Below are 22,054 nucleotides of genomic sequence, written 5' to 3'. Positions count from 1 at the left end.
ATGCCCGGAGATCACGGAGCGGTTGCCGTGCTGCACCCTCCCGAGTGGCATGGCGCACTATTGCAAGCGGCTGCTTGCAATAGTTAGCGAGGATGGTGCAAGGTGGAGGCATGGCATCGCTCAACGTCGGCAATCTCGGCGAGTACCTGCGCGAGCAGCGGCGCACCGCGCAGCTGTCGCTCAGGCAGCTCGCCGACGCCGCCGGGGTGTCCAATCCGTATCTGAGCCAGATCGAGCGCGGGCTGCGCAAGCCGAGCGCGGAGGTGTTGCAGCAGGTCGCCAAGGCGCTGCGGATCTCCGCCGAGACGTTGTACGTCCGCGCCGGCATCCTCGACGCCGAGCGGGACCGTGACGAGGTGGAGACGCGTGCCGTCATCCTCGCCGATCCCACGCTGAACGAGCGGCAGAAGCAGGTGCTGCTCCAGATCTACGAGTCCTTCCGCAAGGAGAACGGGTTCGGGATCGCCGCGGCGGACGAGGTGACCGAGGCGCCCCTGGAGGTCGGCGCGGTGGTCCTGTCCGCCGAGCCCGGCCAGGGCGCCACGGACATTCGGGACGCCCAGGACACCGACGCTGCGATACGCCGCCCCCGCGAGGACGACGGCGAGCAGAACGGTGAGCGCCGTACCCGCAAGACCCGCACGGCCGACGGACGCAGGTCCGACACGCGCCGCACCCGCACATCCGACGGCAACGATGCCGAACCGCACGACCCGCAGCGGCCCACCGGTTGAGCAGACCGGCCACGCCGCCCGCGGCAACCAAAACCCTCAAGCGCAAGCGATCCGGGAGGACCATCACCATGGCCATCACCGACGACCTCCGCAAGACCCTCAGCGACCCGACGCCGCTCTACTTCGCCGCCGGCACCGCGGACCTGGCCCTTCAGCAGGCCAAGAAGGTGCCTGGCCTCGTGGAGCAGCTGCGCGCTGAGGCCCCGGCCCGTTTCGAGGCCGTCCGCACCACCGACCCGAAGGCCGTCCAGGAGAAGGCCCAGGCCCGCGCCAAGGAGGCCGGTGCCAAGGTCAAGGAGACCCAGGAGAACCTCCAGGCCAAGGTCACCGAGTTCCTGGCGACCCTCGACGGTGACATCAAGAAGCTCGGCTCCACCATCGACGCCGACCTGAAGAAGCTCGGCGAGTCGGCCCAGGACCTCGCGCTGCGCGGTGTCGGCGTCGCCGCCGAGTACGCCGTGAAGGCCCGCGAGACCTACGAGAAGGTCGCCGAGCACGGCGAGCAGGCCGTGAAGACCTGGCGTGGCGAGGCGGCCGAGGAGATCGAGGACCTCGCCATCGCCGTCGAGCCGAAGGCGGAGCCGGCCAAGGAAGAGGCCGCCAAGCCGGCCGAGGCCACGGCCGCCCCGGCGAAGAAGCCCGCCGCCAAGAAGGCGCCGGCCCGCAAGACCACCACCACCGCCAAGAAGACGACGCCGCCCGCGAAGTAACACGGACGGGTGATCGGTAACGGGTCGGGCACTCCTGGAGGGCCCGGCCCGTTGTGCGGGTAGCCGGTGTTCGGGAACGGGTACGGTGACCGCGTAGGAACAAGCCGAGTCTGGTGGTGGACGTAGTGCTGATGCAGGGATTCGCAGGGTTGATGTGGCTGCTGAGCATGGCCCTGATCCTTTTCAGCGGCTTCGCGCTGATCGACGCGGCCATCCGTCGCGAGGACGGCTACCGCGCGGTCGGCAAGCAGACCAAGCCGTTCTGGCTGATCATCCTCGGCCTCGCCTTCGTGGTGAACCTGATCTTCCCGATCCTGTCGTTCCTGCCCGCCATAGGCCTGGTGGCCAGCATCGTCTACATGGTCGACGTCCGCCCGGCCCTACGAGGCCTGGCAGGCGGCGGCCGCAACCGCAGGGGCTCCAGCAGCGACGGGCCTTACGGTCCGTACAACGGCGGCCGCTGAAGCGCTCCGCTCAAGCCCCGCGGTCCAGCAGCAGCACCGCAACGTCATCCGTGAGCTCGCCCCCATTGAGCTCACGAACCTCGTTCACCGCAGCCCGAAGCAACGCCTCGCCCCGCAACCCCTCGGCCAACTGCCGCCGGACCATCTCCACCATCCCGTCCTGCCCCAGCCGCTCAAGGCGCCCCTCCCCGAGCCGCCCCTCGATCAGCCCGTCGGTGTAGAGCATCAGGCTCCACTCTCGCCCCAACTCGACCTGCATCCGAGGCCACCGCGCCCCGGGCAGCAGCCCGAGGGCCGGCCCGTTGTTGTCGTACGGCAGCAGCTCGGCCGGCCGCCCCGGCCGGGCGATCAGCGGCGACGGGTGCCCGGCCAGGCACAGCCCGGCCCGCCGCTCGTCCGGCGAGATGTCCACCGTGCACAGCGTCGCGAAGATCTCGTCGTCGGACCGCTCGTGCTCCAGCACCTGCTGCAGCGTCCCGAGCAGCTCGTCACCGCACAGTCCCGCCAGGGTCAGCGCCCGCCAGGCGATCCTCAGCTCCACGCCGAGTGCCGCCTCGTCCGGGCCGTGCCCGCAGACGTCGCCGATCATGGCGTGCACGGTGCCGTCCGGCGTCCGTACGACGTCGTAGAAGTCACCGCCGAGCAGCGCCCGCGACCGCCCCGGCCGATACCGGGCGGCGAACCGCAGCGACGAGCCCTCCAGCAGGGGGGTGGGGAGCAGCCCCCGCTCCAGACGCCGGTTCTCCTGCGCCCGCACCCGGCCCTCGGCGAGCCGCCGCTCCGCCGTGTCGGAACGTTTCCGCTCCACGGCGTAACGGATCGCCCGGCTCAGCAGCCGGCCGTCCAGTTCGTCCCGGAAGAGATAGTCCTGGGCGCCGACCCGCACGGCCTCGGCGGCGCGCTCGGCGTCGCCGGAGGCGGTGAGCGCGAGGACGGCATGCCGGGGCGCGAGCTCCAGTACGTGCTTGAGCACGGCGAGCTCGTCGTCGTCATCGCTGCGGCCGGGGGCCGGCAGCGCGAGGTCCAGCAGGATGCAGTGGACGTCGTCGGTCAGCAGCCGCGCGGCCTCGGTGAGGTTGCGGGCGGCGCGGACGCGGATCGGACGGCCGGCCGAGTCCTGCAGCTCGGGTATGACGGTGGCGCCGCCGGGATCGTCCTCGATCAGCAGCAGCGTCAGGTTCGTGGCGGTGGCGGCGTTCTTGTCGACCGTGGCTTCCTTGCGCGGGGTCTGGTCCGTGGAGGTGCCGCCTTGGTGCGCGGCCTGCGCCTGACCACTCTCCGCGGCCGGGATCGCTCTCTGCCGCGGTATGGGTACGGGCATCTTGTTGAGTTCCTTCCCTCCCCCCGAGGGCAGGTGGAGCGAGAGATCTCGATCCACCGACGGGGACCATAGCGGGTGCCGGCGCCGTAAAGGAATGGCGTGAGACACGCTGCTTGGCCAGGCGCCGCTGTCATATGCCGCGATCCGTACCGCAGTTGGACAGGAGGGACGCGGGCCGGGAATGACGAACGTCACGTCCACCGCGGGTTTGCGGGGGCGTTCTGCGTGCGGTGGGTCACGTGACGGGGTTCACGCGACCGCCCGGCCGAACCTCCCTATGCGTCAGGGCGCACCACCCCGAGGATCGGCATGGACCCCGCCCCCGTGATCGTCACCGTCCGCCCGGGCCGCGGGGCGTGCACGATGGCGCCGTCGCCGATGTACATCCCGACATGGCTGGCGTCGTCGAAGTAGATGATGAGGTCGCCGGGCCGCATGTCCTTGATGTCGACGTGCCGCAGCTGCTTCCACTGCTCCTGCGAGGTGCGCGGAATGGCGTGCCCCGCGGCCGCCCAGGCCTGTGAGGTCAGCCCCGAGCAGTCGTACGTCTCCGGGCCCTCGGCGCCCCATTCGTACGGCTTTCCGATCTGCGCCGTGGCGTATGCGACCGCCTTCTTGCCCAGTTCGGACGCCTTGCCGTTGATCTCGTCGAGGATCCCGGAGTCCAGCCAGGCGGTCTGCGCCTGGAGGGCGGCATCCTGCTCCAGCTCGGCGAGGCGCTCCTTCTCCTTCTTCTCCAGCCGGCTCTCGAGCTTCTCGGCGGCCGCGATCTGCTGCTTGATCTTCTTCCGGGCGGCGTCCTTCGCCTTGCGGCCCGCCTCCAGCTTGTTCCACTGGTCGGCGGCGTCCGCGGCGTACTGCTTCAAGTCCTGCTGGGTGCGGGTCATTTCCACGATCAGGCCCTTGGTGGCGCGTTCGCCCTCCAGCACCCGGCCCGCGCCGTCGAGGAACTGCTGCGGGCTGTCGCTGAGCAGCAGCTGGGCCTCGTCGGGCAGTCCGCCGGTGCGGTACTGGGCGGCGGCCGCGGCGCCCGCCCGCTTCTTCAACTCGTCCAGCTTCCGCTGACCCTTGACGATCTTCTGCGCCAGGTCGACGATCGCGGCGGACTGCTGCTTGGCCTTCTCCTCGGCCGCGTTGTACGCGTCCGTGGCGACGGCCGCGTCGTGGTAGAGCTGGTCGAGCTTCTCGCGGATCGCCTCGAGGTCCTTGCTCGGCGCGGGAGTCGCGGAGGCGGACGGGTCCGGGGAGGGAGAGGTGCTGGGGGAGGGCGTCCGGCCGGCATTCGCGAACGCCGTCCCCGGCGCCGCCAGCACGGTGACCGCGCAGACCACGGTCACGGCCATCGCGACGAGGCCGCGCTTGCCCGAACCCATACCGCTACCCCCAAAGCTGATTTACCGTCAGTAACTTACGGTGCCTGGGGGATCGTGCCACGCCGGCGCGCAAAGCGACAGAGCCGCACGCAAGTCGGATTTCCCCCCTCCTCCGTGCCCTACGCGATCTCCCCGCCTTTGTGACGAACGACTCACGGAGATCGTTCCCCGCAGGTCAGGGGTGACGGCCGGTCAGCTCCGGGGCGCCAACGCCTCCCAGGTCACCGTCACTTCACCCTGCCGCCACCGCCCGGCCCGGTCCGTCACCGGCCAGTCGGACGTCAGATCCCGCACCGCACGGATCCAGCGCTGGCGGGCGCCGTAGGCGGCGTAGGGCGCCGCGGCGGACCAGGCGCGGTCGAAGTCGCGCAGGAAGGCGTGCACGGGTTCGCCGGGGACGTTGCGGTGGATGAGCGCCTTGGGGAGGCGTTCGGCGAGGTCCGAGGGCCGGTCCAGGGAGCCGAGCCGGGTCGCGAAGGTGACCGTCCGCGGCCCCTCGGGCCCGAGCGCGACCCACACGTGCCGGCGCCCGATCTCGTCACAGGTCCCCTCGACCAGCAGCCCGCCGCGGGAGTGCGCGGTCGCCGGGGCCAGCCGTGCGCACAGCCGCTGCCACACCGCGGCGACCTCGGCCTCGTCGTACTGGCGCAGCACGTTGGCCGCGCGGACGAGCTGCGGCCGCTGGGGGAGGGGGATCTCGAACCCGCCGTGCCGGAAGGCGAGCCCGTCGCGCTCATACGGCTTCGCCGCCGTCACCCGGGCCGGTTCGATCTCGACGCCGACCACGCGCGTGCGGGGCGCCGCCGTGCGGAGCCGGGTGAGGAGTTCGACGGCCGTCCAGGGGGCGGCGCCGTAGCCGAGGTCGACGGCGACGGGATCGACGGCGCGCCGCAGCTCGGCGCCGTGCGTGGCGGCGATCCAGCGGTCCATGCGGCGCAGCCGGTTGGGGTTGGTCGTCCCGCGTGTGACCGTGCCGACGGGTCGGGGGGTGGTGCGGGATGTCATGCGTACGAGGGTATGCGGCCAGGGGTGATGCTCGCCCGGCGCTGGAGTGGCCGCCCTGGGGGATGCCGCCCCCAGACCCCCGCTTTCGGCCTGACGGCCTCGTCCTCGAACTCCCCCACTCTCGGCTTCGCTCGAGCGGGGGGACCCCCTCGACGGACTGGATTTGGTTGAGCCCCGACCGTAATACCTAGGCAAAATCCACTCCCCCCGGAATGGGAACCCCTCCCCGCGCTGTTGCCCCCCTTGGAGGGCGCCCCACGCCCTCCCCCAGGCATGCCCGCACAAGGAGGAACGCCACGTGAGCCAGTACGTCAGCAGGCTCGGGCGACGCTCCCAGGCAACGCCCCCGCGGCTGAGGCTGCACCGCCGCCCGCGCCGCGTCGCCATGCTCTCCGTGCACACCTCACCGCTCCACCAGCCCGGCACGGGTGACGCCGGCGGCATGAACGTCTACATCGTGGAGCTCGCGCAGCGCCTCGCCGCGATCAACATCGAGGTCGAGATCTTCACGCGCGCGACCACGGCCGCCCTCCCCCCGAGCGTCGAGCTGGCCCCGGGTGTCCTCGTCCGCCACGTCGACGCGGGCCCGTACGAGGGACTGGCGAAGGAGGAGCTGCCGGCCCAGCTGTGCGCCTTCACGCACGGGGTGATGCAGGCCTGGGCGGGCCACCGCCCCGGCTACTACGACCTCGTGCACTCCCACTACTGGCTCTCCGGCCACGTCGGCTGGCTCGCCGCCCAGCGCTGGGGCGCCCCCCTGGTGCACGCCATGCACACCATGGCCAAGGTCAAGAACGCCAACCTGGCCGACGGCGACACCCCCGAGCCCGCGGCCCGCGTGATCGGCGAGACCCAGATCGTCGAGGCCGCGGACCGTCTCATCGCGAACACCGCCGAGGAGGCCGACGAGCTCGTACGGCACTACTCGGCCGACCCCGGCAAGGTCGCCGTGGTCCACCCGGGCGTCAATCTGGACCGCTTCTGTCCGGCCGACGGCCGCGCCGCCGCCCGCGCCCGCCTCGACCTCCCGCAGGACGCCCTGATCCCCCTCTTCGCGGGCCGCATCCAGCCCCTGAAGGCCCCGGACGTGCTGCTGCGCGCGGTCGCCGTCCTCCTCGACGAGCGCCCCGAGCTGCGCTCCCGCATCCTCGTACCGATCGTCGGCGGCCCCAGCGGCAGCGGCCTCGCCAAGCCCGAGGGCCTGCAGAAACTCGCCGCCCGCCTGGGCATCGCGGACGTGGTGCGCTTCCGGCCGCCGGTCGGGCAGGACCAGCTCGCGGACTGGTTCCGGGCCGCGTCCGTCCTCGTCATGCCGTCCTACAGCGAGTCCTTCGGCCTGGTCGCCATCGAGGCGCAGGCGGCCGGCACACCGGTGCTCGCGGCCTCGGTCGGAGGACTTCCGGTGGCCGTGAGCGACAGGAAGACCGGTTTCCTCGTACGGGGCCACAATCCGGCCGACTACGCGCGCGTGCTCTCCGACTTCGCCGACGACGCGACGCTCCCGTCGCGCATGGGGGCGGCCGCCGCCCGGCACGCGCAGTCCTTCGGCTGGGACACCGCGGCCGCCGCGACGGCGGACGTCTACGCGGCCGCGATGCAGTCGCACCGGCGTCGCGTACGCTCCCACCATGGCTGATGCAGAGAAAGCGGCCCAGGTGATCGAGGGCGTCCTGAAGGACGCCGAACTCGAATGGGAGAGCCCCGCCCCCGGCACCTACGTCGTACAGCTCCCCGGCACCCGCAAGCTGAAGACGACCGTCTCCCTCCTGGTCGGCCGCCACTCCCTGTCCGTCAACGCGTTCGTCATCCGCCACCCCGACGAGAACGAGTCCGGCGTCCACCGCTGGCTCCTGGAACGCAACCTCAAGCTGTACGGCGTGAGTTACGCCGTCGACCAGCTCGGTGACATCTACGTCGCGGGCAAGCTCCCGCTCTCCGCCGTGACCCCCGAGGAGATCGACCGCCTGCTCGGCCAGGTCCTGGAGGCGGCGGACGGCAGCTTCAACACCCTCCTGGAACTCGGCTTCGCGTCCGCGATCCGCAAGGAGTACGCGTGGCGGGTGGCGCGGGGGGAGTCGACGCGGAACCTGGACGCGTTCACTCATCTGACCCAGCGCTCTGCTGAATAACTCCCGCACGCCCCCTTTCCGAGCACCTGCCCTCGTGGCATGCTCACGGCCGACGTAGATCTGAACGTCGTTCACATCCATGAAGAGCCGCATGGAAAGGACGTACGGAATGAGCACGGCGCACCAGGGCATGACCAGACGGAGCCTTCTCGTCGGCGCCACCGCTGTGGCCGCCGCCGCGGCGACCGGTACACCCGCCTCCGCCGCCCCGACCGGCGGCCAGGTCCCCGGCATCTGGCGGGAGTTCACCCGCACCCCCTTCACCCACCCGCAGATCCCGTACGTCGGCCGGGCCGGCTGCCTGCGCGGGGCGGCGCGCTTCCCCCGTCGTCCCACCGTGGCCGACGTGCGCGACTACGGCGCCGAGGAGGGCGGTTCCACCGACTGCGCCCCCGCGATCAACCGTGCCCTGGCCGCCGCCGGGAGGGCAGGCGGCGGCACGGTCACCATCGGGCCGGGGACCTTCCGCATCGACGGCCTCATCCACATCGGGTACGACAACGTCGTGCTGCGCGGCGCCGGAAGCGGCCGTACGACGCTGTACGCGACGAGGAGCCTCACCGAGCTGATCGGTGTCTACGGCTCCCGGTACGGCGGCACCAAGTCGGCCTGGTCCTGGGCCGGAGGGCTGATCTGGCTGGCCCCGCAGGCCCGTTGGGACTCCCTGGTCGCCGCCATCAGGGCCCAGGCCTGGCCCTTCGAGGGCTGGACCGGCAACAAGCGGGACGAGTGGGAGACCCTGACGGCCGTGGAGCCCGCGCGGCAGGGGGACTGGACGGTGACGGTCGCCGACCCGTCACGGCTGCGCCCCGGCCGACTGGTCCTGCTGCGCATCGCCGACGACGCCGGCCACACCCTCCTCCAGCACATGTCGGGCGGCGGCCCCGGGCCGGCGGCCTACTCCTGGCAGGACAAGACCAAGCTGCTGTCGTACGTCCCCTACGAGTGGCCGGTCCGGGTGGCCCGCGTCCGCGGCCGCAGGGTCAGGCTGGAGCGCCCGCTCCCGCTCGACCTGCGCCCGGAATGGAACCCCGAACTCACCACGCATGTACGGGAGTTGACAGGAGCGGGCGTCGAAGGTCTCACCCTCGACGTCATGGAGACCCCCCAGTCGCCGCACCTCCTCGACAAGGGCTACAACGGCGTCACGCTGCAGTGCGCCTACGACTGCTGGGTGGACGACGTGACCGTGCGCAACGTCGACAACGGGTTCGGGCTGGTCGCCGCGTCCTCCTGCACCCTGCGCCGCACCAGGGTCGGCGGTCGCGGCGAACACCACCCCTACTACTGCCGCGAGGGCTCGCACGACAACCTGATCGAGGACTTCACGATCGAACAGCGCACGGTCCCGGCCCCCGAGGGGACACAGCTGCACGGCATCAACGTCGAGGGCCTGTCCTCCTACAACGTCTGGTCGCGCGGCACCATGCAGATGGGCACCTTCGACTCCCACCGGGGCCTGCCCTTCGCGGACGTCCGCACCGACATCACCCTCGACAACAACGGCCGCCACGGCGGCGACGCGAACGCCGGCCCCCTCTACGGCGCCCGCTTCACCCACTGGAACATCCGGGTGACGAACGGCAGGGCGGGCCTGGTGAAGATCGACGGGCTCGCGCCGTACTCCGCGACCGTCGGAGTCAACGAGGTCACGGAGTTCGACCAGACCGACGTGCCGGACTTCACCGGGGACCTGCATGCCCGGCTGGAGCTGTATCCCACGGCGGACGAGGTCCGGCCGCGGAACCTGTACGAGGCGCAGCGGGAGCTGTGACCGGGGCGCGGCGCAGGGTGTCGTAGCCGATGAAGTCGAACATGCGCTGCCCGGGGTCCAGTGGCTGGGGTTCACCGGCGAAGCGGTGGGCTCCGACGCCGAAGCCGAGGCTGGGGTCGGAGACCCACAGCCGCTCGAAGCCGCGCTCCTCAAGCCAGGCGCAGATCCGGGGCACCAGGTCGGGCTCGAAGTGCCGGGTGCGGGTCCAGACGACCGTGCCGCCCGGTCGGCAGAGTTGCGTGAGGTGGTCGATCGTCCGCTCGACGTCGGCGTCGACCAGGTTGCCCAGCACTCCGCAGACGAGGACCAGGTCGGCGGGCACGAGAGGGGCGTAGTGGTCGGTCAGCGAGGCGTCCCCGGCGAGGACTTCGACGTCAGGCAGTCCCGCGGCCCGCGCTGCCGCCCGTGCCGCCGTGACGTTGCGTTCGTCCAGCTCGACCAGCCGGGCCCGGACGTCGGCCCGCCGGGGGTGGTCGTGGAGCACACCGATCAGATCGCGGCCCTGGCCGGCGCAGAGGCTCACTGCGGTGAGCGGGCCGGGTGGGGCCTCGTCGAGGGCGAGCCGGATGCGTTCCTGGACGAGGGCCAGGCGCCGGCCCAGATAGGAGTCGGGTGAGTCGTACGCATCGTGCCACTCATGCCAGTCCATGAGCCGGACGATAGGGCCGCGGGCCTCGCAAGGAGGTCCTTGTCACACCTTCTTCGCATAACGCCCCGGGGTCACCCCCACCAGCTTCCGGAAGTGCCGGGTGAGATGGGACTGGTCGAAGAACCCGGTGGCGGTCGCGACCTCTCCCGCCGACCGGCCGTCGAGCAGGAGCCGACGGGCGCGGTCGACGCGGCGGGAGTTCAGGTACTGGTGCGGTGCGATGCCGTAAGCGGTGCTGAACGCCCGTACGAGATGCGCGGGATGGGCGTGCACGAGCCCCGCGGCCTCGTCGAGGGTGAGTCCGTCGACGACCCGCTCGTCGAGGAGTTCGCGCAGGCGACGGGCGAGGACGGGATCGGGCCGCGGGGTGTCGGCAGCGGCGCTCGGCCGCAGCTGGGAGCGCAGCCGCTCCCCGATGAACGTCAGCCTGCTCTCGGCCTCCAGCTCGTCGCCGGCGTGCGCGAGCGCGGTGTGCAACTGCCCGACCCGCCGCCGCAGCACGGGGTCGCGCAGGTCCGGCTGGTCGACGGCGGCCCCGATGAGGTCGTCGGGCAGCTGGGTGCCGTCGAGATAGAGGACGCGCTTGCGGAAGCCGTGCGGGGTGGCGGGGGAGCCGTTGTGCGGTACGTGCGGCGGGAGGAGGGTGACCGTGTCGTGCGGGGTCCCGTGCTCGTGCCGGTCGAGGTCGTACCGCACGGCGCCGTCGTCCACGATGAGCAGCGTCCACGCCTCGTGCACGTGCATCGGGTAGGCGTACTCGGTGAAGTGCGCGTGGAAGACCTCCACGACGCCGGGTATCCGGGGGCGCCAGGCGGAGACCTCCTGCCGGGGGCGCTGAGCGGCCATGCAAAGAACGTACAAGACGGGGTCCTGCGGCGGTCGGCAGTCTCGGTGCATGAGCACTGAACCGATGCGCTTCGACACCAAGATCGCCGTCCTGCTGCGGGAGGACCTGGAGCCCTGGCAGCGGCTGAACGTGACCGCGTTCCTGGTCAGCGGACTGGGGACGGCGGTTCCCGAGGTGATCGGCGAGCCGTACGAGGACGCGGACGGCGTCCGGTACCTGCCGATGTTCCGCCAGCCGGTCCTGGTCTTCGAGGGGACGAAGGAGACGCTGACGGCGGCCCACGGGCGGGCGCTGTCCCGGGCCCTGCCGCGGTCGCTCTTCACGTCCGACCTGTTCGCCACGGGCAACGACCGCGACAACCGGGCGGCGGTACGAGCCGTGGGGACCGGTGATCTGGACCTGGTGGGGATGGCGGTTCACGGTCCGAGAAACGCTGTGGACAAGGTGCTGAAAGGCGCGCGGATGCATCCGTGACCGAATCTGCACAGTGAATGCGCAACCGTGCGCAACTTCGGCGCGAATGAGTTCTGTTGATGTGGGGTTGTCCTGTTCGTGGCAGCCGGGGCAAGACCTGTCGGCTCCCTGTGTGGCGCAAGGTGTAGAGAAGCTGCCCCCAATTCGTGTGCATCCCCACACGCTTGGGTGGCCGGCCGTTTCAACTGCCCAGCTCCGGGCGCCTTCGCACTGGCTGCCGGGCACGCTCCGTGGTTTGATCCTGCGCACCGACCCCGCCTTCTGTCCCCCCGCGGGGCCGCTCCCCCTCTGGCACATCCATGCGAAGGGCAGTTTCAGCATGAACTCCGCTCCCCAGGTTCAGACCGCCGAGATCTCCGACGCCGACCTCGACGCCGTCTCCGGTGGTCTGGCCCCGCAGGTCTCCCTCACTGCCGGCTCCACGACGCTCAGCAGCGCGGACGCCCTGGCCGAGCTCGACTCGCTCAAGGCGACGGCCCTCGGCACCGTCGGCGGCACCCTCGGTGTCCTCCCGCACCAGGTCGGCCTGAGCGCCAGCTTCTGACCGACGGCCGGCGACCTGACAGCGCCGGCACCGGTCGACAGCCACGGCGACAAGCCCTCCACCGGCGGACAACCGCAGGTGGGGGGCGCTGTCATGTCTTCTCCTACGCCCGCACGAGTGGTGCCTGGTGCGACGCATTCGGGTGCTTGTGCGCAGGTGGTGCTTCCCGCCCGGCGGCTGGGCGGCATACCTCCGGCAAGCACACACCTACCGAAGGAGACGCTCATGCGTGCACGTGCCGTGCTGGCCGCCCTCGCGCTCGCCGGGACAGTCCTGCTGGGAGGCGCGGCCCAGGCCCTCGCCGACGGCCACGAGGACTGGCCGGCCAGCGACGTGGGCAAGGTCAACGGCGACCCCGACTTCGACAAGCTGGAGGGGACGTTCAACTAGGCCCTGCCATTTGGATCAGCTCGGCGTCGCGGGCCCTGGCACGCACTCCCCACTGCCTCAAGGGCGTGGGGGGACCCCAGCGGCGTTGTCGTCACTCTCCCCCACTCTCGATTTTGCTCGAGCGGGAGGGGCCCCCATCGCTCCGCGTCGCCCGCCGCGGCAGCGGCTGATGTCACAGCCTGCTCCGCCTTGCAGCTGCACGCTCCCCCACTCTCGGCTCCGCCCGAGCGGGGGGACCCCCATGACCCCGCTCGGGGCGGCTGCAAGGCGCGGTTCCCTACGGCCGACCTGATCCAAACGACAGGGCCTGGGCTTCCGGGCACCACCGTGTGCCGGGCGTTGCTCGATTCCCCGACCCGCGCCTTGATGTTCCCGGTGCGGGCGGGGGCTTTTCCGACGCCCTCCATGCCCGGGCGCCGGGCACCTCATCCCGCCGCGACTTCCGCCCCGGTGGTCGCCGGAACCGTAGCCGTCGCCTCCGTCGCCGGAAGCCGCCGCATCAGAGCGCCGTACCCGACGGCCGCCGCCGTGCCCACGACCGCGCACAGCCCCCACAGCCACTCGGCCCCGAACCGGTCGATCACCACGCCGGACATCAGTGGAGCCACCAGCGCGGCGAGGGACCACGACAGCGTGTACACGCCCTGGTAGCGCCCCCGCCCGTGTACGGGCGACAGCCGGACGACCAGCCCCGTCTGCGTCGGCGCGTTGACCATCTCGCCGAGAGTCCACACGCACACGGTGAGCGCGAAGACGCCGACCGACCCGGCGAAGGCGGTGAGCCCGAAGCCGTAGCCGGCGAGCAGGGACGAGACGACGAGCAGCCGCCGGGGGTCCCGGCGCTCGATGAGCCGGGTGACGGGGATCTGCAGCGCGACGATCAGCACGCCGTTGACGGCGATGGCCATGCCGTAGTCGGCAGGAGTGAACCCGGCCTCTCCCATGGCGACGGGCAGCCCGACGGACCCCTGCTGAAAGACGAGCGCGACCAGGAACGACAGCCCGACGACGCCCATGTACCGCTTGTCGCGGACGACGGTGCCGAGGCCGACGGCCTCCTCCCGCACCCCCTTGGAGAGGGCGGCGGCCGGCCGTGACTCGGGCAGCTTCAGGAAGACCACGACCGCACAGACGGCCGTCATCCCGGCCTCGATCAGGAACCCGGCGAGATAGCTGAACTCGGCGATGAAGCCCGCGGCCAGGGAGGAGACGGCGAACCCGAGGTTGATGGCCCAGTAGTTGAGGGAGAAGGCCCGCACCCGGTCCTCGGGCCGCACGATGTCGGCCATCATCGCCTGGACGGCCGGCCGGGAGGCGTTGGACGCCATGCCGACCAGGAAGGCGACGGCGGCGATGGCGACGGGATCGTGCACGAACCCGAGGAGGGCGACGGAGACGGCGGTCGACGACTGGGCGATCAGCAGGGTGGGCCGCCGCCCGAGCCTGTCGGCCATGACGCCGCCCCCGAGCGAGGAGACGACCCCGCCGAGCCCGTGCAGGGACGCGACCAGACCGGCGTAGGAGGCGGAGTACCCGCGGTCGATCGTCAGGTACAGAGCCATGAAGGTGGCGACGAACGCCCCGAGCCGGTTGACGAGGGTGCTGGTCCACAGCCACCAGAACTCGCGGGGCAGTCCGGAGACGGTCTCCCGGGCGGCGCGTCTCAGACCGGCGACTGACATCGAGAATCCCCCATGAACGTAAGTGGCGCAGACAGCATGCACAACTTACGCATGGGTGGAGCGGCCCGGCCACTCAATTAACGGATGCCGTCAACTGTCCGCCTGCTGGGCGGGCCTCCTGTGGCCCGTATGCGTGGATTACGCTCTGGGACATGGCCGACGCACCGTACAAGCTGATCCTCCTCCGCCACGGCGAGAGCGAGTGGAACGCGAAGAACCTGTTCACCGGCTGGGTGGACGTGAACCTCAACGAGAAGGGCGAGAAGGAGGCAGTCCGCGGTGGCGAGCTCCTGAAGGACGCCGACCTCCTGCCCGACGTGGTCCACACGTCCCTCCAGAAGCGCGCGATCCGCACGGCGCAGCTCGCGCTGGAGTCCGCGGACCGCCACTGGATCCCGGTCCACCGCAGCTGGCGCCTGAACGAGCGCCACTACGGCGCCCTCCAGGGCAAGGACAAGGCGCAGACCCTCGCGGAGTTCGGCGAGGAGCAGTTCATGCTGTGGCGCCGCTCGTACGACACCCCGCCGCCCCCGCTCGAGGACGGCACGGAGTTCTCGCAGAGCGACGACCCGCGCTACGCCTCCATCCCCCCGGAGCTGCGCCCCCGCACGGAGTGCCTGAAGGACGTCGTCGTCCGCATGCTCCCGTACTGGTACGACGGCATCGTCCCGGACCTCCTGGCCGGCCGCACGGTCCTCGTCGCCGCCCACGGCAACAGCCTCCGCGCCCTGGTCAAGCACCTGGACGGCATCTCGGACGCGGACATCGCGGGCCTGAACATCCCGACCGGCATCCCGCTCTACTACGAGCTCGACGCCGCCTTCAAGCCGGTCACCCCCGGCGGCAAGTACCTCGACCCGGAGGCGGCCGCGGCGGCCATCGAGGCGGTCAAGAACCAGGGCAAGAAGAAGTAAGCCGTACTGATCAAGCCCCCTGTCTGCGGTTGGGCGCCGCGGACAGGGGGCTTGTTGCTGTTACCGAATGCGGACAGATCCGGCTGAACGATGCCTGGCGGGGCGTCATCTCATGGGGTGCAGCGAAACAGCAGACCATGGGGGAGCTTTCATCATGACCACGCACCGTACGCGCACCGCCGCCCGTTCCGCCGCTCTGGCCGCCGTCACCGCCGCGCTGGCGCTGGGCCTGACCGCCTGCGGCGGTTCCGGGGACGGCTCGAAGGCGGCGAGCGGCGACCGCGTCGGCGGTACCGCGCAGAACCTGTCCGCGTCCAAGGGGGACGGCAAGGGCAGCGCGCAGCAGGCAGCCGGCAGCGCCGGCAACGCCGAGAAGGGGGCCCGCCCGGCAACCGCCTCGGGCGGCGCGAGCAAGGGCACGACGGCCGGCGCCCAGCAGTGCCGCGGAGACGAGATGCTGGTCACCGCCGTGCACCGGTTCGCCGGTCAGCAGGGCGACCACCTGCTGATCACCGCGGTGAACGAGGGCACCAAGCCCTGCTGGGTCACCTCGTACCCGGCCGTGGTGCTCGACTGGAAGGGCCACGACGTCGCACTGCCGCACTCCAAGGAGGACAACCCGGGCGGCGACAAGCACATCACGCTCCAGCCCGGAGGCACGGCCTACAGCGCGGTGAACCTCTTCGCCTACGGCTCGAAGAACCACACGGCGCAGTCGCTCGCCATCGCGCTGCGGGGCGCGGACGGCCACGACGGCCCCTTCTACTCCGTCGTCATGAAGGGCCAGAAGCAGCAGTTCACCTGGAACGAGGCCGACGTGCTGAACTGGAGCACCAAGAAGCCGTACGACTTCTGACAGCCGTCGGCATTGTCAGGGCAACCGTCCGGACGCAGCCCGGTCGTCGCTCGGCGGCCGGCTGCCTTGAGCCCGTGACCGGTGGAAGCAGACGCTTCAAAGCGGCGGCCTGGGTTGGTGTCCGGTGGATCCTGACGACAGTCGTGATCCGCTTGGTCGGCTTGGGCATCGACGAGTTCAGGAGTTGGCCGGCGTCCGCCGGGTTGGCCGCTGCTGCCGTCGCGACCGAGGAGCTGTCGGACCGCTGGCACCGGCGTCGGCGAGGGAGGAAGGCGCGCACGTCTTCCGGCTCCCTGGCGACCCGCGAGTGATCGCGGCTTCCGTCACGCCTCCGGGCCCCAGTGTTCCGGCCCCACTCCCCGCCAGTCGATCCACGGTGACTGCGCCACGTCCGCCGGGTCGATCTCCAACCCCGCCCGGCGGAGGAACTCCGCGACGTCGGCCACGTTGTACGCCAGCCCGAGGATCTCGCCGTCCACGCGCACGCGTCGGCCTCCCGTGGGTGACGGTGGATGCACGATCACGCGAATCGGTCCGGCCATGCCTTCAGGATCATCCGGGATGTCCGGGCCTGCACTCCAGCGAGTCATCGAGGAAGCCGCCCACTGGCGTTTCCGTGTGAGCGTCCCCGGTCCCGCAGTTCCCACCAGGCTGCGGGGCTGGGGCGCCGTTGCTGCCAGTAGGGGTGGAAGTACAGCTGGGCCGACAGCTGGTGCAGGCGCCGGCGCAGCTCGGTGCGGCCAGGGTGCTCCGCGAGCCGGCGGTAGGTGGCGCTCCAGTCCTGCTGCGCCCGGGCGAGGTCGTCGGGAAACGGTCGCATGGCCGAATTCAAGCATGTGTTCGATTTTTGGGGCCAGTCCGATCGCTGTCGGGCGGATGTAGGCGACCCCTCGGGGCTGTCGGGTGGATGTAGGTGGCGCGTCGGTGGGGGCTGACACGTTCCAGGGAAGGGGCCGGCCGGAGCTCGCCGGGCGGCCCGAATCCCTGAGGAGTCACCATGAACACACCTGTCACGATCATCGGCGCCGGACTCGGCGGACTCACGCTCGCCCGCGTTCTGCACGTCCACGGCATCCCGGCCACCGTCTACGAGGCGGAGGCCTCCCCGTCGGCCCGCGCACAGGGCGGAATGCTCGACATCCACGACTACAACGGGCAGCTCGCCCTTGAGGCCGCCGGTCTGATGGACGAGTTCCGCGCCATCGTCCTGGAGGGCCGCGAGGCGATGCGCGTCCTCGACCCGGACGGGACCGTCCTGCTCGACAAGGACGACGACGGCACCGGCGGACGCCCCGAGGCGATGCGCGGCGAGCTGCGGAAGATGCTGATCGACTCGCTCCCGGCGGGCACCATCCGGTGGGGGCACAAGGTCAGCGGCACACGCGCACTCGGCGAGGGGCGCCACGAGGTGACCTTCGCGGACGGCACGACGCTCGTCACCAGCCTGCTCGTCGGTGCGGACGGCGCATGGTCACGGGTCCGGCCGTTGCTCTCCGACGCCACACCCACGTACACCGGAACGTCGTTCGTGGAGACCTATCTGTACGAGGCCGACACCCGGCATCCCGTCGCCGCGAAGGCGGTCGGCGGCGGGATGATGATCGCGCCCTCACCGGGCAGGGAGATCTTCGCCCACCGGGAGAGCGGCGACACCCTGCACATGTACGTGGCGCTGGCCGAGCCGCTGGACTGGTTCGCCGCGATCGACTTCTCCGATGCCGCCGCGGCGCTCTCACGGATCGCGGCGGAGTTCGAGGGCTGGGCACCGGAGCTCACCGGGCTGATCACCGACAGCGACACCGCGCCGGTCCTGCGTTCCCTGCACGCCCTGCCGACGGGGCACCGCTGGGACCGGGTGCCGGGCGTGACCCTGCTCGGGGACGCCGCCCATCTCCAGGCCCCCAACGGCGAGGGCGCCAACCTCGCCATGCTCGACGGCGCCGAACTCGGCAAGGCCATAGCCGCGCACCCGGACGACATCGAGGCCGCCCTCGCCGAGTACGAGCAGGCCATGTTCCCCCGCAGCGCCGAGGCGGCCACCTTCGAGGGCGGCGAGATGCCCGGGATCGACTCCGAGGCCAACACCGCCCGCGACCTGATCGCCCTGTTCACCCAGAAGGGCGAATGAGTCGCGCTTGCTTCCGGGTGCACTCCCTACGGTCACGGCCCCCTGCCCGCGCACTGCGCAGGCAGGGGGCCGTTCGCTGATGACGCGCCGAGGTCAGACGGACAGCGGCACCGCATGCACCTCGTCCGCCTTGTGGCCCGACCGCTCATGGATGCGCTGCACCGCCTCCGCCGAGGGGGCCTCCGAGAGGCAGTAGACCGTGCCGGACTCGGGGTCCGCCCAGGCCTTCTCGAAGTGGACGCCCTCTTCCTCCTCTATGGCGAGATCCGCCTGGTGGGCCTGTTGCAGCTGCTCGGCCGTGATGCCCTTCATCCCGTGGTGTACGTCCATGAACTGCGCCATGGCAGCGCACCTCCTTCCGATCCTTGCGACGGCGGCTTCTCCGCTTCCCTGCTTCCATGCTGCGCTCGCACGCAGCCCGGGGCGACTTACGGCAAAGGGCCCCGGCACTCTCACCGGGGCCCTTCACCGTCGTACGAGTCGTAGCAAACCGACCGGAGCGGTCAGCCGCACTGACAGGGATTACCCGACTGGCACCCGCAGCCGCAGCCCGAGCCGCAGCCGCATGCGCCGAAGAGCGGGAGGCTCCTGATCTCGGCGGGCTGGTCCGTCTCGCGCTCCTGCGTCGGGTCGGGCGTGGTGGGGGCTTCGGCCATGGGTCCTCCTGGAGGCCTAGAGGCTGGTGCCTGTGCCCATTGCATGCCCGCTCTGCTGGGCGCATCAACGGCGCACTGTGGCGTCCGCACGCCCCGCCGTCGAGGTTTACGCCCCCGGGATCCCGCGGCCCTACGCGCCGTCCCCCCCGCCCACCGGCTGGATCTCCGGCTGGATGTCGGCCTGCAGCTCGTCCGCGTGCTCACCCGTCACCAGGAACACCACGCGCTTGGCGACGGCCACCGCGTGGTCCGCGTACCGCTCGTAGTAGCGGCCGAGGAGGGTGACGTCCACCGCGGTCTCGATGCCGTGCTGCCAGCGGTCGTCCAGCAGGTGCTGGAAGAGGGTGCGGTGCAGCAGGTCCATCTCGTCGTCGTCCTGCTCCAGCTGGAGCGCCAGGTCGACGTCCTTGGTGATGATCACCTCGGCGGCCTTGGCCATCAGACGCTGCGCGAGCTGGCCCATCTCCAGGATGGTCGCGTGCAGGTCGTGCGGGATCGCACGCTCCGGGAAGCGGAGGCGGGCGAGCTTCGCGACGTGCTGCGCCAGGTCGCCCGAACGCTCCAGGTCGGCCGACATACGGAGCGAGGTGACGACGATACGGAGATCCGTGGCCACCGGCTGCTGACGGGCCAGCAGGGCTATGGCCCGGGCCTCGAGATCGTGCTGGAGTTCGTCGACCCTCTTGTCGGCCTCGATCACGTTCTCGGCCAGCTTGAGGTCGGAGTCGAGGATGGCGGTCGTGGCGCGCCCGATCGCCGACCCGACCAGCCGGGCCATCTCCACCAGACCGTCGCCGATCGAATCCAGTTCCTCGTGGTACGCGTCCCGCATCAGGGATCCCTCTCTTACGTGTCCTTCGGGGCTGCCGGGGCAGGGGCTCGTGCGTCCGACGGCCGAAAACCGACCGTTCGAAAACGGCGCTTCGCACCCCACGCTCCCACGTTCCGGCCCGCACGCGTCCGTTTCCGTCATCCCAAATGAACCATCACTGGCTCCAAGGTGAACTCTGGGCGACGAGTGTTCGAGCTCGCACCTCGACGGCTGTGGTGATGTCGTACCCCATGCCTAACCTGTTTGCATGGACGTGAACGCGGCGGTCGCCGCAGCGGCAGCGATCGCCGGGGTGCTCACCGGCGTGATCGCCATGCTGGCGTTCCGCTGGAGCGAGCGGGAGCAGAAGCGCCCCACCCGCACCTCCCTGCACACGGACCCGGTGCTTCCGCCGGGCGTGGACACCGTCCTGTCCGTGCTCCGCTCCTCGGCCGTCGTCCTCGACGAGGCCGACGCGGTCGTCAAGGCCAGCTCCGCGGCGTACGCCCTGGGCCTGGTCCGCGGTGGCAGGCTCTCCGTGGAACCGATGCTGCAGATGGCCCGGGACACCCGGCGGGACGGGGAGATACGCCAGGTCGAGCTGGACCTGCCGCGGCGGGGCACAGGGCGGGGCGGCGAGGCGCTCGCCGTGTCCGCGCGCGTGGCCCCGCTCGGCTCCCGGCTGGTGCTCCTGCTGGTCGAGGACCTCACCGAGGCTCGCCGCATCGAGGCGGTACGACGCGACTTCGTCGCCAATGTGAGCCACGAGCTGAAGACGCCCGTCGGCGCTCTCTCCCTCCTCTCCGAGGCCGTCATGGACGCCTCGGACGACCCGGAGGCGGTGCAGCGCTTCGCCGGCCGGATGCAGATCGAGGCCACCCGGCTCACCAGCCTGGTGCAGGAACTCATCGACCTGTCCCGGGTGCAGAACGACGACCCCCTCGAGGACGCCGAACCCGTCCGGGTGGACGAACTGGTCGCCGAGGCCATCGACCGCTGCCGCCACCAGGCCGGCGCCAAGCAGATCACCATGGCCGCCGGCGGCACCGCCGACCTGTATGTCTGGGGCAACAGGGGTCAGCTGGCCGCCGCCCTGGGCAACCTTGTGGAGAACGCCGTCAACTACTCGCCCGCCCGCACCCGCGTGGGCATAGCGGCCCGCCGGGTGACCGCACCCGGCGGTGATCACATCGAGGTCGCCGTGACCGATCAGGGCATCGGCATCTCCGACAAGGACAAGGAGCGCATCTTCGAGCGCTTCTACCGCGTGGACCCCGCCCGCTCCCGTGCCACCGGCGGCACGGGCCTGGGACTCGCGATCGTCAAGCACGTGGCCGCCTCGCACGGCGGGGAGGTCACGGTGTGGAGCTCCGAGGGTCAGGGCTCCACGTTCACCCTGAGGCTGCCGGAGGCGGGGGCTGCCCGCGACCGCGCGCACCACCATCCCGACCCGGACGATCTCGACGACGAGGCCGACCGAAACACCCCCCAGTCATCCCCGTACGAACCGCTTCCCGCCCCGGAGGTCCTTCCGTGACCCGAGTGCTCGTCGTCGAGGACGAGGAGTCCTTCTCCGACGCCCTGTCGTACATGCTCCGCAAGGAGGGCTTCGAGGTCGCGGTCGCGACCACGGGCCCCGACGGACTCGACGAGTTCGAGCGCAACGGCGCCGACCTCGTCCTCCTCGACCTGATGCTGCCCGGCCTGCCGGGCACCGAGGTGTGCCGTCAGCTGCGTGGCCGCTCCAACGTCCCCGTCATCATGGTGACCGCCAAGGACAGCGAGATCGACAAGGTCGTCGGACTGGAGATAGGAGCCGACGACTATGTCACCAAGCCGTTCTCCTCGCGTGAGCTGGTCGCCCGCATCCGGGCCGTCCTGCGGCGCCGCGGCGAGCCCGAGGAGGTCACCCCGGCCGCCCTGGAGGCCGGCCCGGTCCGCATGGACGTGGACCGCCATGTGGTCACGGTCTCCGGTTCCAAGGTCGACCTGCCCCTCAAGGAGTTCGACCTGCTCGAGATGCTGCTGCGCAACGCGGGCCGGGTACTGACCCGCATGCAGCTCATCGACCGTGTCTGGGGCGCCGACTACGTCGGCGACACCAAGACCCTCGACGTCCACGTCAAACGCCTGCGCGCCAAGATCGAACCGGACCCGGGTGCCCCGCGGTACCTGGTGACGGTCCGCGGCCTCGGGTACAAGTTCGAGCCCTGACAGGCCCGCGCGTCGCGGAGCTCCCGCGGGGGTGCGAGACGTGTGTGGAGGGGGGTGGGTTCCTCGGCGCCCCTTTCATGTGCCCGCGCGCCGGGCTTGAGTTGGCCCCGGGTGCCCCGCGGTACCTCGTGACAGTGCGGCCTCGGGTACGAGTTCGAGCCCTGACAGGCCCGCGCGTCGCGGAGCTCCCGCGGGGGTGCGAGACGTGTGTGGAGGGGGGTGGGTTCCTCGGCGCCCCTCTCATGTGCCCGCGCGCCGGGCTTGAGTCGGTCCCGGGGGCGCCGCGGTACCTCGTGACAGTGCGGCCTCGGGTACGAGTTCGAGCCCTGACAGGCCCGCGCGTCGCGGAGCTCCCGCGGGGGTGCGAGACGTGTGTGGT

At 71.1% G+C, this 22,054-nt stretch carries 24 protein-coding genes; 14 read left to right on the top strand and 10 right to left on the bottom strand.

The features are described 5' to 3' along the window. Nucleotides 1-110: 110 nt before the first annotated feature. From ACIBW9_RS25105 to ACIBW9_RS25095, 3 genes are all read left to right on the top strand, one after another. Complete coding sequence (locus ACIBW9_RS25105; RefSeq protein ID WP_398958556.1) at nt 111-734, top strand: helix-turn-helix domain-containing protein; 624 nt, start codon at nt 111-113, stop codon at nt 732-734. A gap of 68 nt (nt 735-802) precedes the next feature. Continuing rightward, entirely contained in the window at nt 803-1,444 is a 642-nt protein-coding gene (locus tag ACIBW9_RS25100; RefSeq protein ID WP_398958553.1) for a hypothetical protein, read from the top strand. Nucleotides 1,445-1,575: 131 nt separating this feature from the next. Then, entirely contained in the window at nt 1,576-1,908 is a 333-nt protein-coding gene (locus ACIBW9_RS25095; protein WP_398958552.1) for a DUF2516 family protein, read from the top strand. 10 nt (nt 1,909-1,918) lie between these two features. Here the strand turns inward: ACIBW9_RS25095 and ACIBW9_RS25090 are convergent, their stop codons facing one another. From ACIBW9_RS25090 to ACIBW9_RS25080, 3 genes are all read right to left on the bottom strand, one after another. Next, on the bottom strand, nt 1,919-3,229 hold the full coding sequence (locus tag ACIBW9_RS25090; protein ID WP_398958550.1) for a PP2C family protein-serine/threonine phosphatase: 1,311 nt from the start codon (nt 3,227-3,229) through the stop codon (nt 1,919-1,921). Between the two features lie 275 nt (nt 3,230-3,504). Then, nucleotides 3,505-4,602 carry an NlpC/P60 family protein gene (locus ACIBW9_RS25085; RefSeq protein WP_398958548.1) on the bottom strand — a complete coding sequence of 366 codons (1,098 nt, stop codon included), beginning with the start codon at nt 4,600-4,602 and terminating at the stop codon, nt 3,505-3,507. Nucleotides 4,603-4,794: 192 nt separating this feature from the next. Further along, entirely contained in the window at nt 4,795-5,607 is an 813-nt protein-coding gene (locus ACIBW9_RS25080) for a class I SAM-dependent methyltransferase (protein WP_398958546.1), read from the bottom strand. A gap of 298 nt (nt 5,608-5,905) precedes the next feature. Between ACIBW9_RS25080 and mshA the strand changes: the two genes are divergently transcribed. From mshA to ACIBW9_RS25065, 3 genes are all read left to right on the top strand, one after another. Beyond that, complete coding sequence (gene mshA / locus ACIBW9_RS25075) at nt 5,906-7,243, top strand: D-inositol-3-phosphate glycosyltransferase (RefSeq protein ID WP_398958545.1); 1,338 nt, start codon at nt 5,906-5,908, stop codon at nt 7,241-7,243. After that, a complete protein-coding gene (locus ACIBW9_RS25070; protein WP_398958543.1) occupies nt 7,236-7,736 on the top strand; it encodes a YbjN domain-containing protein in 501 nt (166 codons plus the stop codon). The genes mshA and ACIBW9_RS25070 overlap by 8 nt, the downstream gene beginning before the upstream one ends. A 109-nt stretch (nt 7,737-7,845) precedes the next feature. After that, nucleotides 7,846-9,510: a glycosyl hydrolase family 28-related protein gene (locus tag ACIBW9_RS25065; RefSeq protein WP_398958541.1), complete on the top strand. Its 1,665-nt coding sequence runs from the start codon at nt 7,846-7,848 to the stop codon at nt 9,508-9,510. Here the strand turns inward: ACIBW9_RS25065 and ACIBW9_RS25060 are convergent. Beyond that, entirely contained in the window at nt 9,419-10,159 is a 741-nt protein-coding gene (locus tag ACIBW9_RS25060; RefSeq protein WP_398958539.1) for a methyltransferase, read from the bottom strand. The genes ACIBW9_RS25065 and ACIBW9_RS25060 overlap by 92 nt on opposite strands. 42 nt (nt 10,160-10,201) lie before the next feature. Further along, a complete protein-coding gene (locus ACIBW9_RS25055) occupies nt 10,202-11,005 on the bottom strand; it encodes an AraC family transcriptional regulator (RefSeq protein ID WP_398958537.1) in 804 nt (267 codons plus the stop codon). Between the two features lie 49 nt (nt 11,006-11,054). Between ACIBW9_RS25055 and ACIBW9_RS25050 the strand changes: the two genes are divergently transcribed. The 3 genes from ACIBW9_RS25050 to ACIBW9_RS25040 all read left to right on the top strand — a co-directional run bounded on the left by ACIBW9_RS25050 (nt 11,055) and on the right by ACIBW9_RS25040 (nt 12,414). Further along, nucleotides 11,055-11,480: a DUF2000 family protein gene (locus tag ACIBW9_RS25050; protein WP_398958536.1), complete on the top strand. Its 426-nt coding sequence runs from the start codon at nt 11,055-11,057 to the stop codon at nt 11,478-11,480. 319 nt (nt 11,481-11,799) lie between these two features. Then, a complete protein-coding gene (locus ACIBW9_RS25045) occupies nt 11,800-12,024 on the top strand; it encodes a hypothetical protein (RefSeq protein WP_398958534.1) in 225 nt (74 codons plus the stop codon). 225 nt (nt 12,025-12,249) lie between these two features. Then, nucleotides 12,250-12,414: a hypothetical protein gene (locus tag ACIBW9_RS25040; RefSeq protein ID WP_398958532.1), complete on the top strand. Its 165-nt coding sequence runs from the start codon at nt 12,250-12,252 to the stop codon at nt 12,412-12,414. A 425-nt stretch (nt 12,415-12,839) separates the two neighbouring features. Here the strand turns inward: ACIBW9_RS25040 and ACIBW9_RS25035 are convergent, their stop codons facing one another. Then, nucleotides 12,840-14,096 (bottom strand): MDR family MFS transporter, encoded by a 1,257-nt coding sequence (locus tag ACIBW9_RS25035; RefSeq protein WP_398958530.1) that lies wholly within the window; start codon nt 14,094-14,096, stop codon nt 12,840-12,842. A gap of 152 nt (nt 14,097-14,248) precedes the next feature. On the opposite strand from ACIBW9_RS25035, the gene ACIBW9_RS25030 reads away from it, so the two are divergent. Both ACIBW9_RS25030 and ACIBW9_RS25025 read left to right on the top strand, forming a co-directional pair. After that, nucleotides 14,249-15,010: a phosphoglyceromutase gene (locus ACIBW9_RS25030; RefSeq protein WP_389087096.1), complete on the top strand. Its 762-nt coding sequence runs from the start codon at nt 14,249-14,251 to the stop codon at nt 15,008-15,010. A 154-nt stretch (nt 15,011-15,164) separates the two neighbouring features. Next, nucleotides 15,165-15,866 carry a DUF4232 domain-containing protein gene (locus ACIBW9_RS25025; RefSeq protein ID WP_398958528.1) on the top strand — a complete coding sequence of 234 codons (702 nt, stop codon included), beginning with the start codon at nt 15,165-15,167 and terminating at the stop codon, nt 15,864-15,866. Between the two features lie 323 nt (nt 15,867-16,189). On the opposite strand, the gene ACIBW9_RS25020 is transcribed toward ACIBW9_RS25025, so the two are convergent. Together ACIBW9_RS25020 and ACIBW9_RS25015 are read right to left on the bottom strand one after the other, a co-directional pair. Beyond that, nucleotides 16,190-16,408: a hypothetical protein gene (locus tag ACIBW9_RS25020; protein WP_351480637.1), complete on the bottom strand. Its 219-nt coding sequence runs from the start codon at nt 16,406-16,408 to the stop codon at nt 16,190-16,192. Between the two features lie 44 nt (nt 16,409-16,452). Continuing rightward, on the bottom strand, nt 16,453-16,686 hold the full coding sequence (locus ACIBW9_RS25015) for a hypothetical protein (RefSeq protein ID WP_398958526.1): 234 nt from the start codon (nt 16,684-16,686) through the stop codon (nt 16,453-16,455). 177 nt (nt 16,687-16,863) lie between these two features. Here ACIBW9_RS25015 and ACIBW9_RS25010 point away from each other — a divergent pair, with 177 nt between their 5' ends. Beyond that, nucleotides 16,864-17,994 carry an FAD-dependent oxidoreductase gene (locus ACIBW9_RS25010; RefSeq protein ID WP_398958524.1) on the top strand — a complete coding sequence of 377 codons (1,131 nt, stop codon included), beginning with the start codon at nt 16,864-16,866 and terminating at the stop codon, nt 17,992-17,994. Between the two features lie 93 nt (nt 17,995-18,087). Here ACIBW9_RS25010 and ACIBW9_RS25005 read toward each other — a convergent pair whose 3' ends face one another. Both ACIBW9_RS25005 and phoU read right to left on the bottom strand, forming a co-directional pair. Then, entirely contained in the window at nt 18,088-18,336 is a 249-nt protein-coding gene (locus ACIBW9_RS25005; RefSeq protein WP_389087131.1) for an SCO4226 family nickel-binding protein, read from the bottom strand. A 444-nt stretch (nt 18,337-18,780) separates the two neighbouring features. Then, nucleotides 18,781-19,482: a phosphate signaling complex protein PhoU gene (gene phoU, locus ACIBW9_RS25000; protein ID WP_398958521.1), complete on the bottom strand. Its 702-nt coding sequence runs from the start codon at nt 19,480-19,482 to the stop codon at nt 18,781-18,783. Between the two features lie 247 nt (nt 19,483-19,729). Here phoU and ACIBW9_RS24995 point away from each other — a divergent pair, with 247 nt between their 5' ends. Further along, nucleotides 19,730-20,998, top strand: coding sequence for a sensor histidine kinase (locus tag ACIBW9_RS24995; RefSeq protein WP_398958520.1), 1,269 nt, complete (start codon nt 19,730-19,732; stop codon nt 20,996-20,998). Next, a complete protein-coding gene (locus tag ACIBW9_RS24990; RefSeq protein ID WP_015659563.1) occupies nt 20,995-21,675 on the top strand; it encodes a response regulator transcription factor in 681 nt (226 codons plus the stop codon). Before ACIBW9_RS24995 ends, ACIBW9_RS24990 begins: the two co-directional genes overlap by 4 nt. The last annotated feature ends 379 nt before the right edge of the window (nt 21,676-22,054 follow it).

Origin of the sequence: Streptomyces sp. NPDC049541 (assembly GCF_044465725.1) — a bacterium.
In the GTDB taxonomy this organism is placed as follows: Bacteria; Actinomycetota; Actinomycetes; order Streptomycetales; family Streptomycetaceae; genus Streptomyces.
This window is presented reverse-complemented; position numbering and strand designations above follow the sequence as displayed.

Excerpts from the sequence above, each read along its gene's own strand:
- ACIBW9_RS25080 (WP_398958546.1), bottom strand. The coding sequence starts at position 5,607 with ATGACATCCCGCACCACCCCCCGACCCGTCGGCACGGTCACACGCGGG.
- ACIBW9_RS25045 (WP_398958534.1), top strand. The coding sequence starts at position 11,800 with ATGAACTCCGCTCCCCAGGTTCAGACCGCCGAGATCTCCGACGCCGAC.
- ACIBW9_RS25050 (WP_398958536.1), top strand. The coding sequence starts at position 11,055 with ATGAGCACTGAACCGATGCGCTTCGACACCAAGATCGCCGTCCTGCTG.
- ACIBW9_RS25020 (WP_351480637.1), bottom strand. The coding sequence starts at position 16,408 with ATGGCCGGACCGATTCGCGTGATCGTGCATCCACCGTCACCCACGGGA.
- ACIBW9_RS25060 (WP_398958539.1), bottom strand. The coding sequence starts at position 10,159 with ATGGACTGGCATGAGTGGCACGATGCGTACGACTCACCCGACTCCTAT.
- ACIBW9_RS25090 (WP_398958550.1), bottom strand. The coding sequence starts at position 3,229 with ATGCCCGTACCCATACCGCGGCAGAGAGCGATCCCGGCCGCGGAGAGT.
- ACIBW9_RS25040 (WP_398958532.1), top strand. The coding sequence starts at position 12,250 with ATGCGTGCACGTGCCGTGCTGGCCGCCCTCGCGCTCGCCGGGACAGTC.
- ACIBW9_RS25030 (WP_389087096.1), top strand. The coding sequence starts at position 14,249 with ATGGCCGACGCACCGTACAAGCTGATCCTCCTCCGCCACGGCGAGAGC.
- ACIBW9_RS25100 (WP_398958553.1), top strand. The coding sequence starts at position 803 with ATGGCCATCACCGACGACCTCCGCAAGACCCTCAGCGACCCGACGCCG.
- ACIBW9_RS25095 (WP_398958552.1), top strand. The coding sequence starts at position 1,576 with ATGCAGGGATTCGCAGGGTTGATGTGGCTGCTGAGCATGGCCCTGATC.
- ACIBW9_RS25010 (WP_398958524.1), top strand. The coding sequence starts at position 16,864 with ATGAACACACCTGTCACGATCATCGGCGCCGGACTCGGCGGACTCACG.
- ACIBW9_RS25065 (WP_398958541.1), top strand. The coding sequence starts at position 7,846 with ATGAGCACGGCGCACCAGGGCATGACCAGACGGAGCCTTCTCGTCGGC.
- ACIBW9_RS25105 (WP_398958556.1), top strand. The coding sequence starts at position 111 with ATGGCATCGCTCAACGTCGGCAATCTCGGCGAGTACCTGCGCGAGCAG.
- ACIBW9_RS25055 (WP_398958537.1), bottom strand. The coding sequence starts at position 11,005 with ATGGCCGCTCAGCGCCCCCGGCAGGAGGTCTCCGCCTGGCGCCCCCGG.
- ACIBW9_RS25005 (WP_389087131.1), bottom strand. The coding sequence starts at position 18,336 with ATGGCGCAGTTCATGGACGTACACCACGGGATGAAGGGCATCACGGCC.
- ACIBW9_RS25015 (WP_398958526.1), bottom strand. The coding sequence starts at position 16,686 with ATGCGACCGTTTCCCGACGACCTCGCCCGGGCGCAGCAGGACTGGAGC.
- ACIBW9_RS25070 (WP_398958543.1), top strand. The coding sequence starts at position 7,236 with ATGGCTGATGCAGAGAAAGCGGCCCAGGTGATCGAGGGCGTCCTGAAG.
- phoU (WP_398958521.1), bottom strand. The coding sequence starts at position 19,482 with ATGCGGGACGCGTACCACGAGGAACTGGATTCGATCGGCGACGGTCTG.
- ACIBW9_RS25035 (WP_398958530.1), bottom strand. The coding sequence starts at position 14,096 with ATGTCAGTCGCCGGTCTGAGACGCGCCGCCCGGGAGACCGTCTCCGGA.
- ACIBW9_RS24995 (WP_398958520.1), top strand. The coding sequence starts at position 19,730 with ATGGACGTGAACGCGGCGGTCGCCGCAGCGGCAGCGATCGCCGGGGTG.
- ACIBW9_RS25085 (WP_398958548.1), bottom strand. The coding sequence starts at position 4,602 with ATGGGTTCGGGCAAGCGCGGCCTCGTCGCGATGGCCGTGACCGTGGTC.
- ACIBW9_RS25025 (WP_398958528.1), top strand. The coding sequence starts at position 15,165 with ATGACCACGCACCGTACGCGCACCGCCGCCCGTTCCGCCGCTCTGGCC.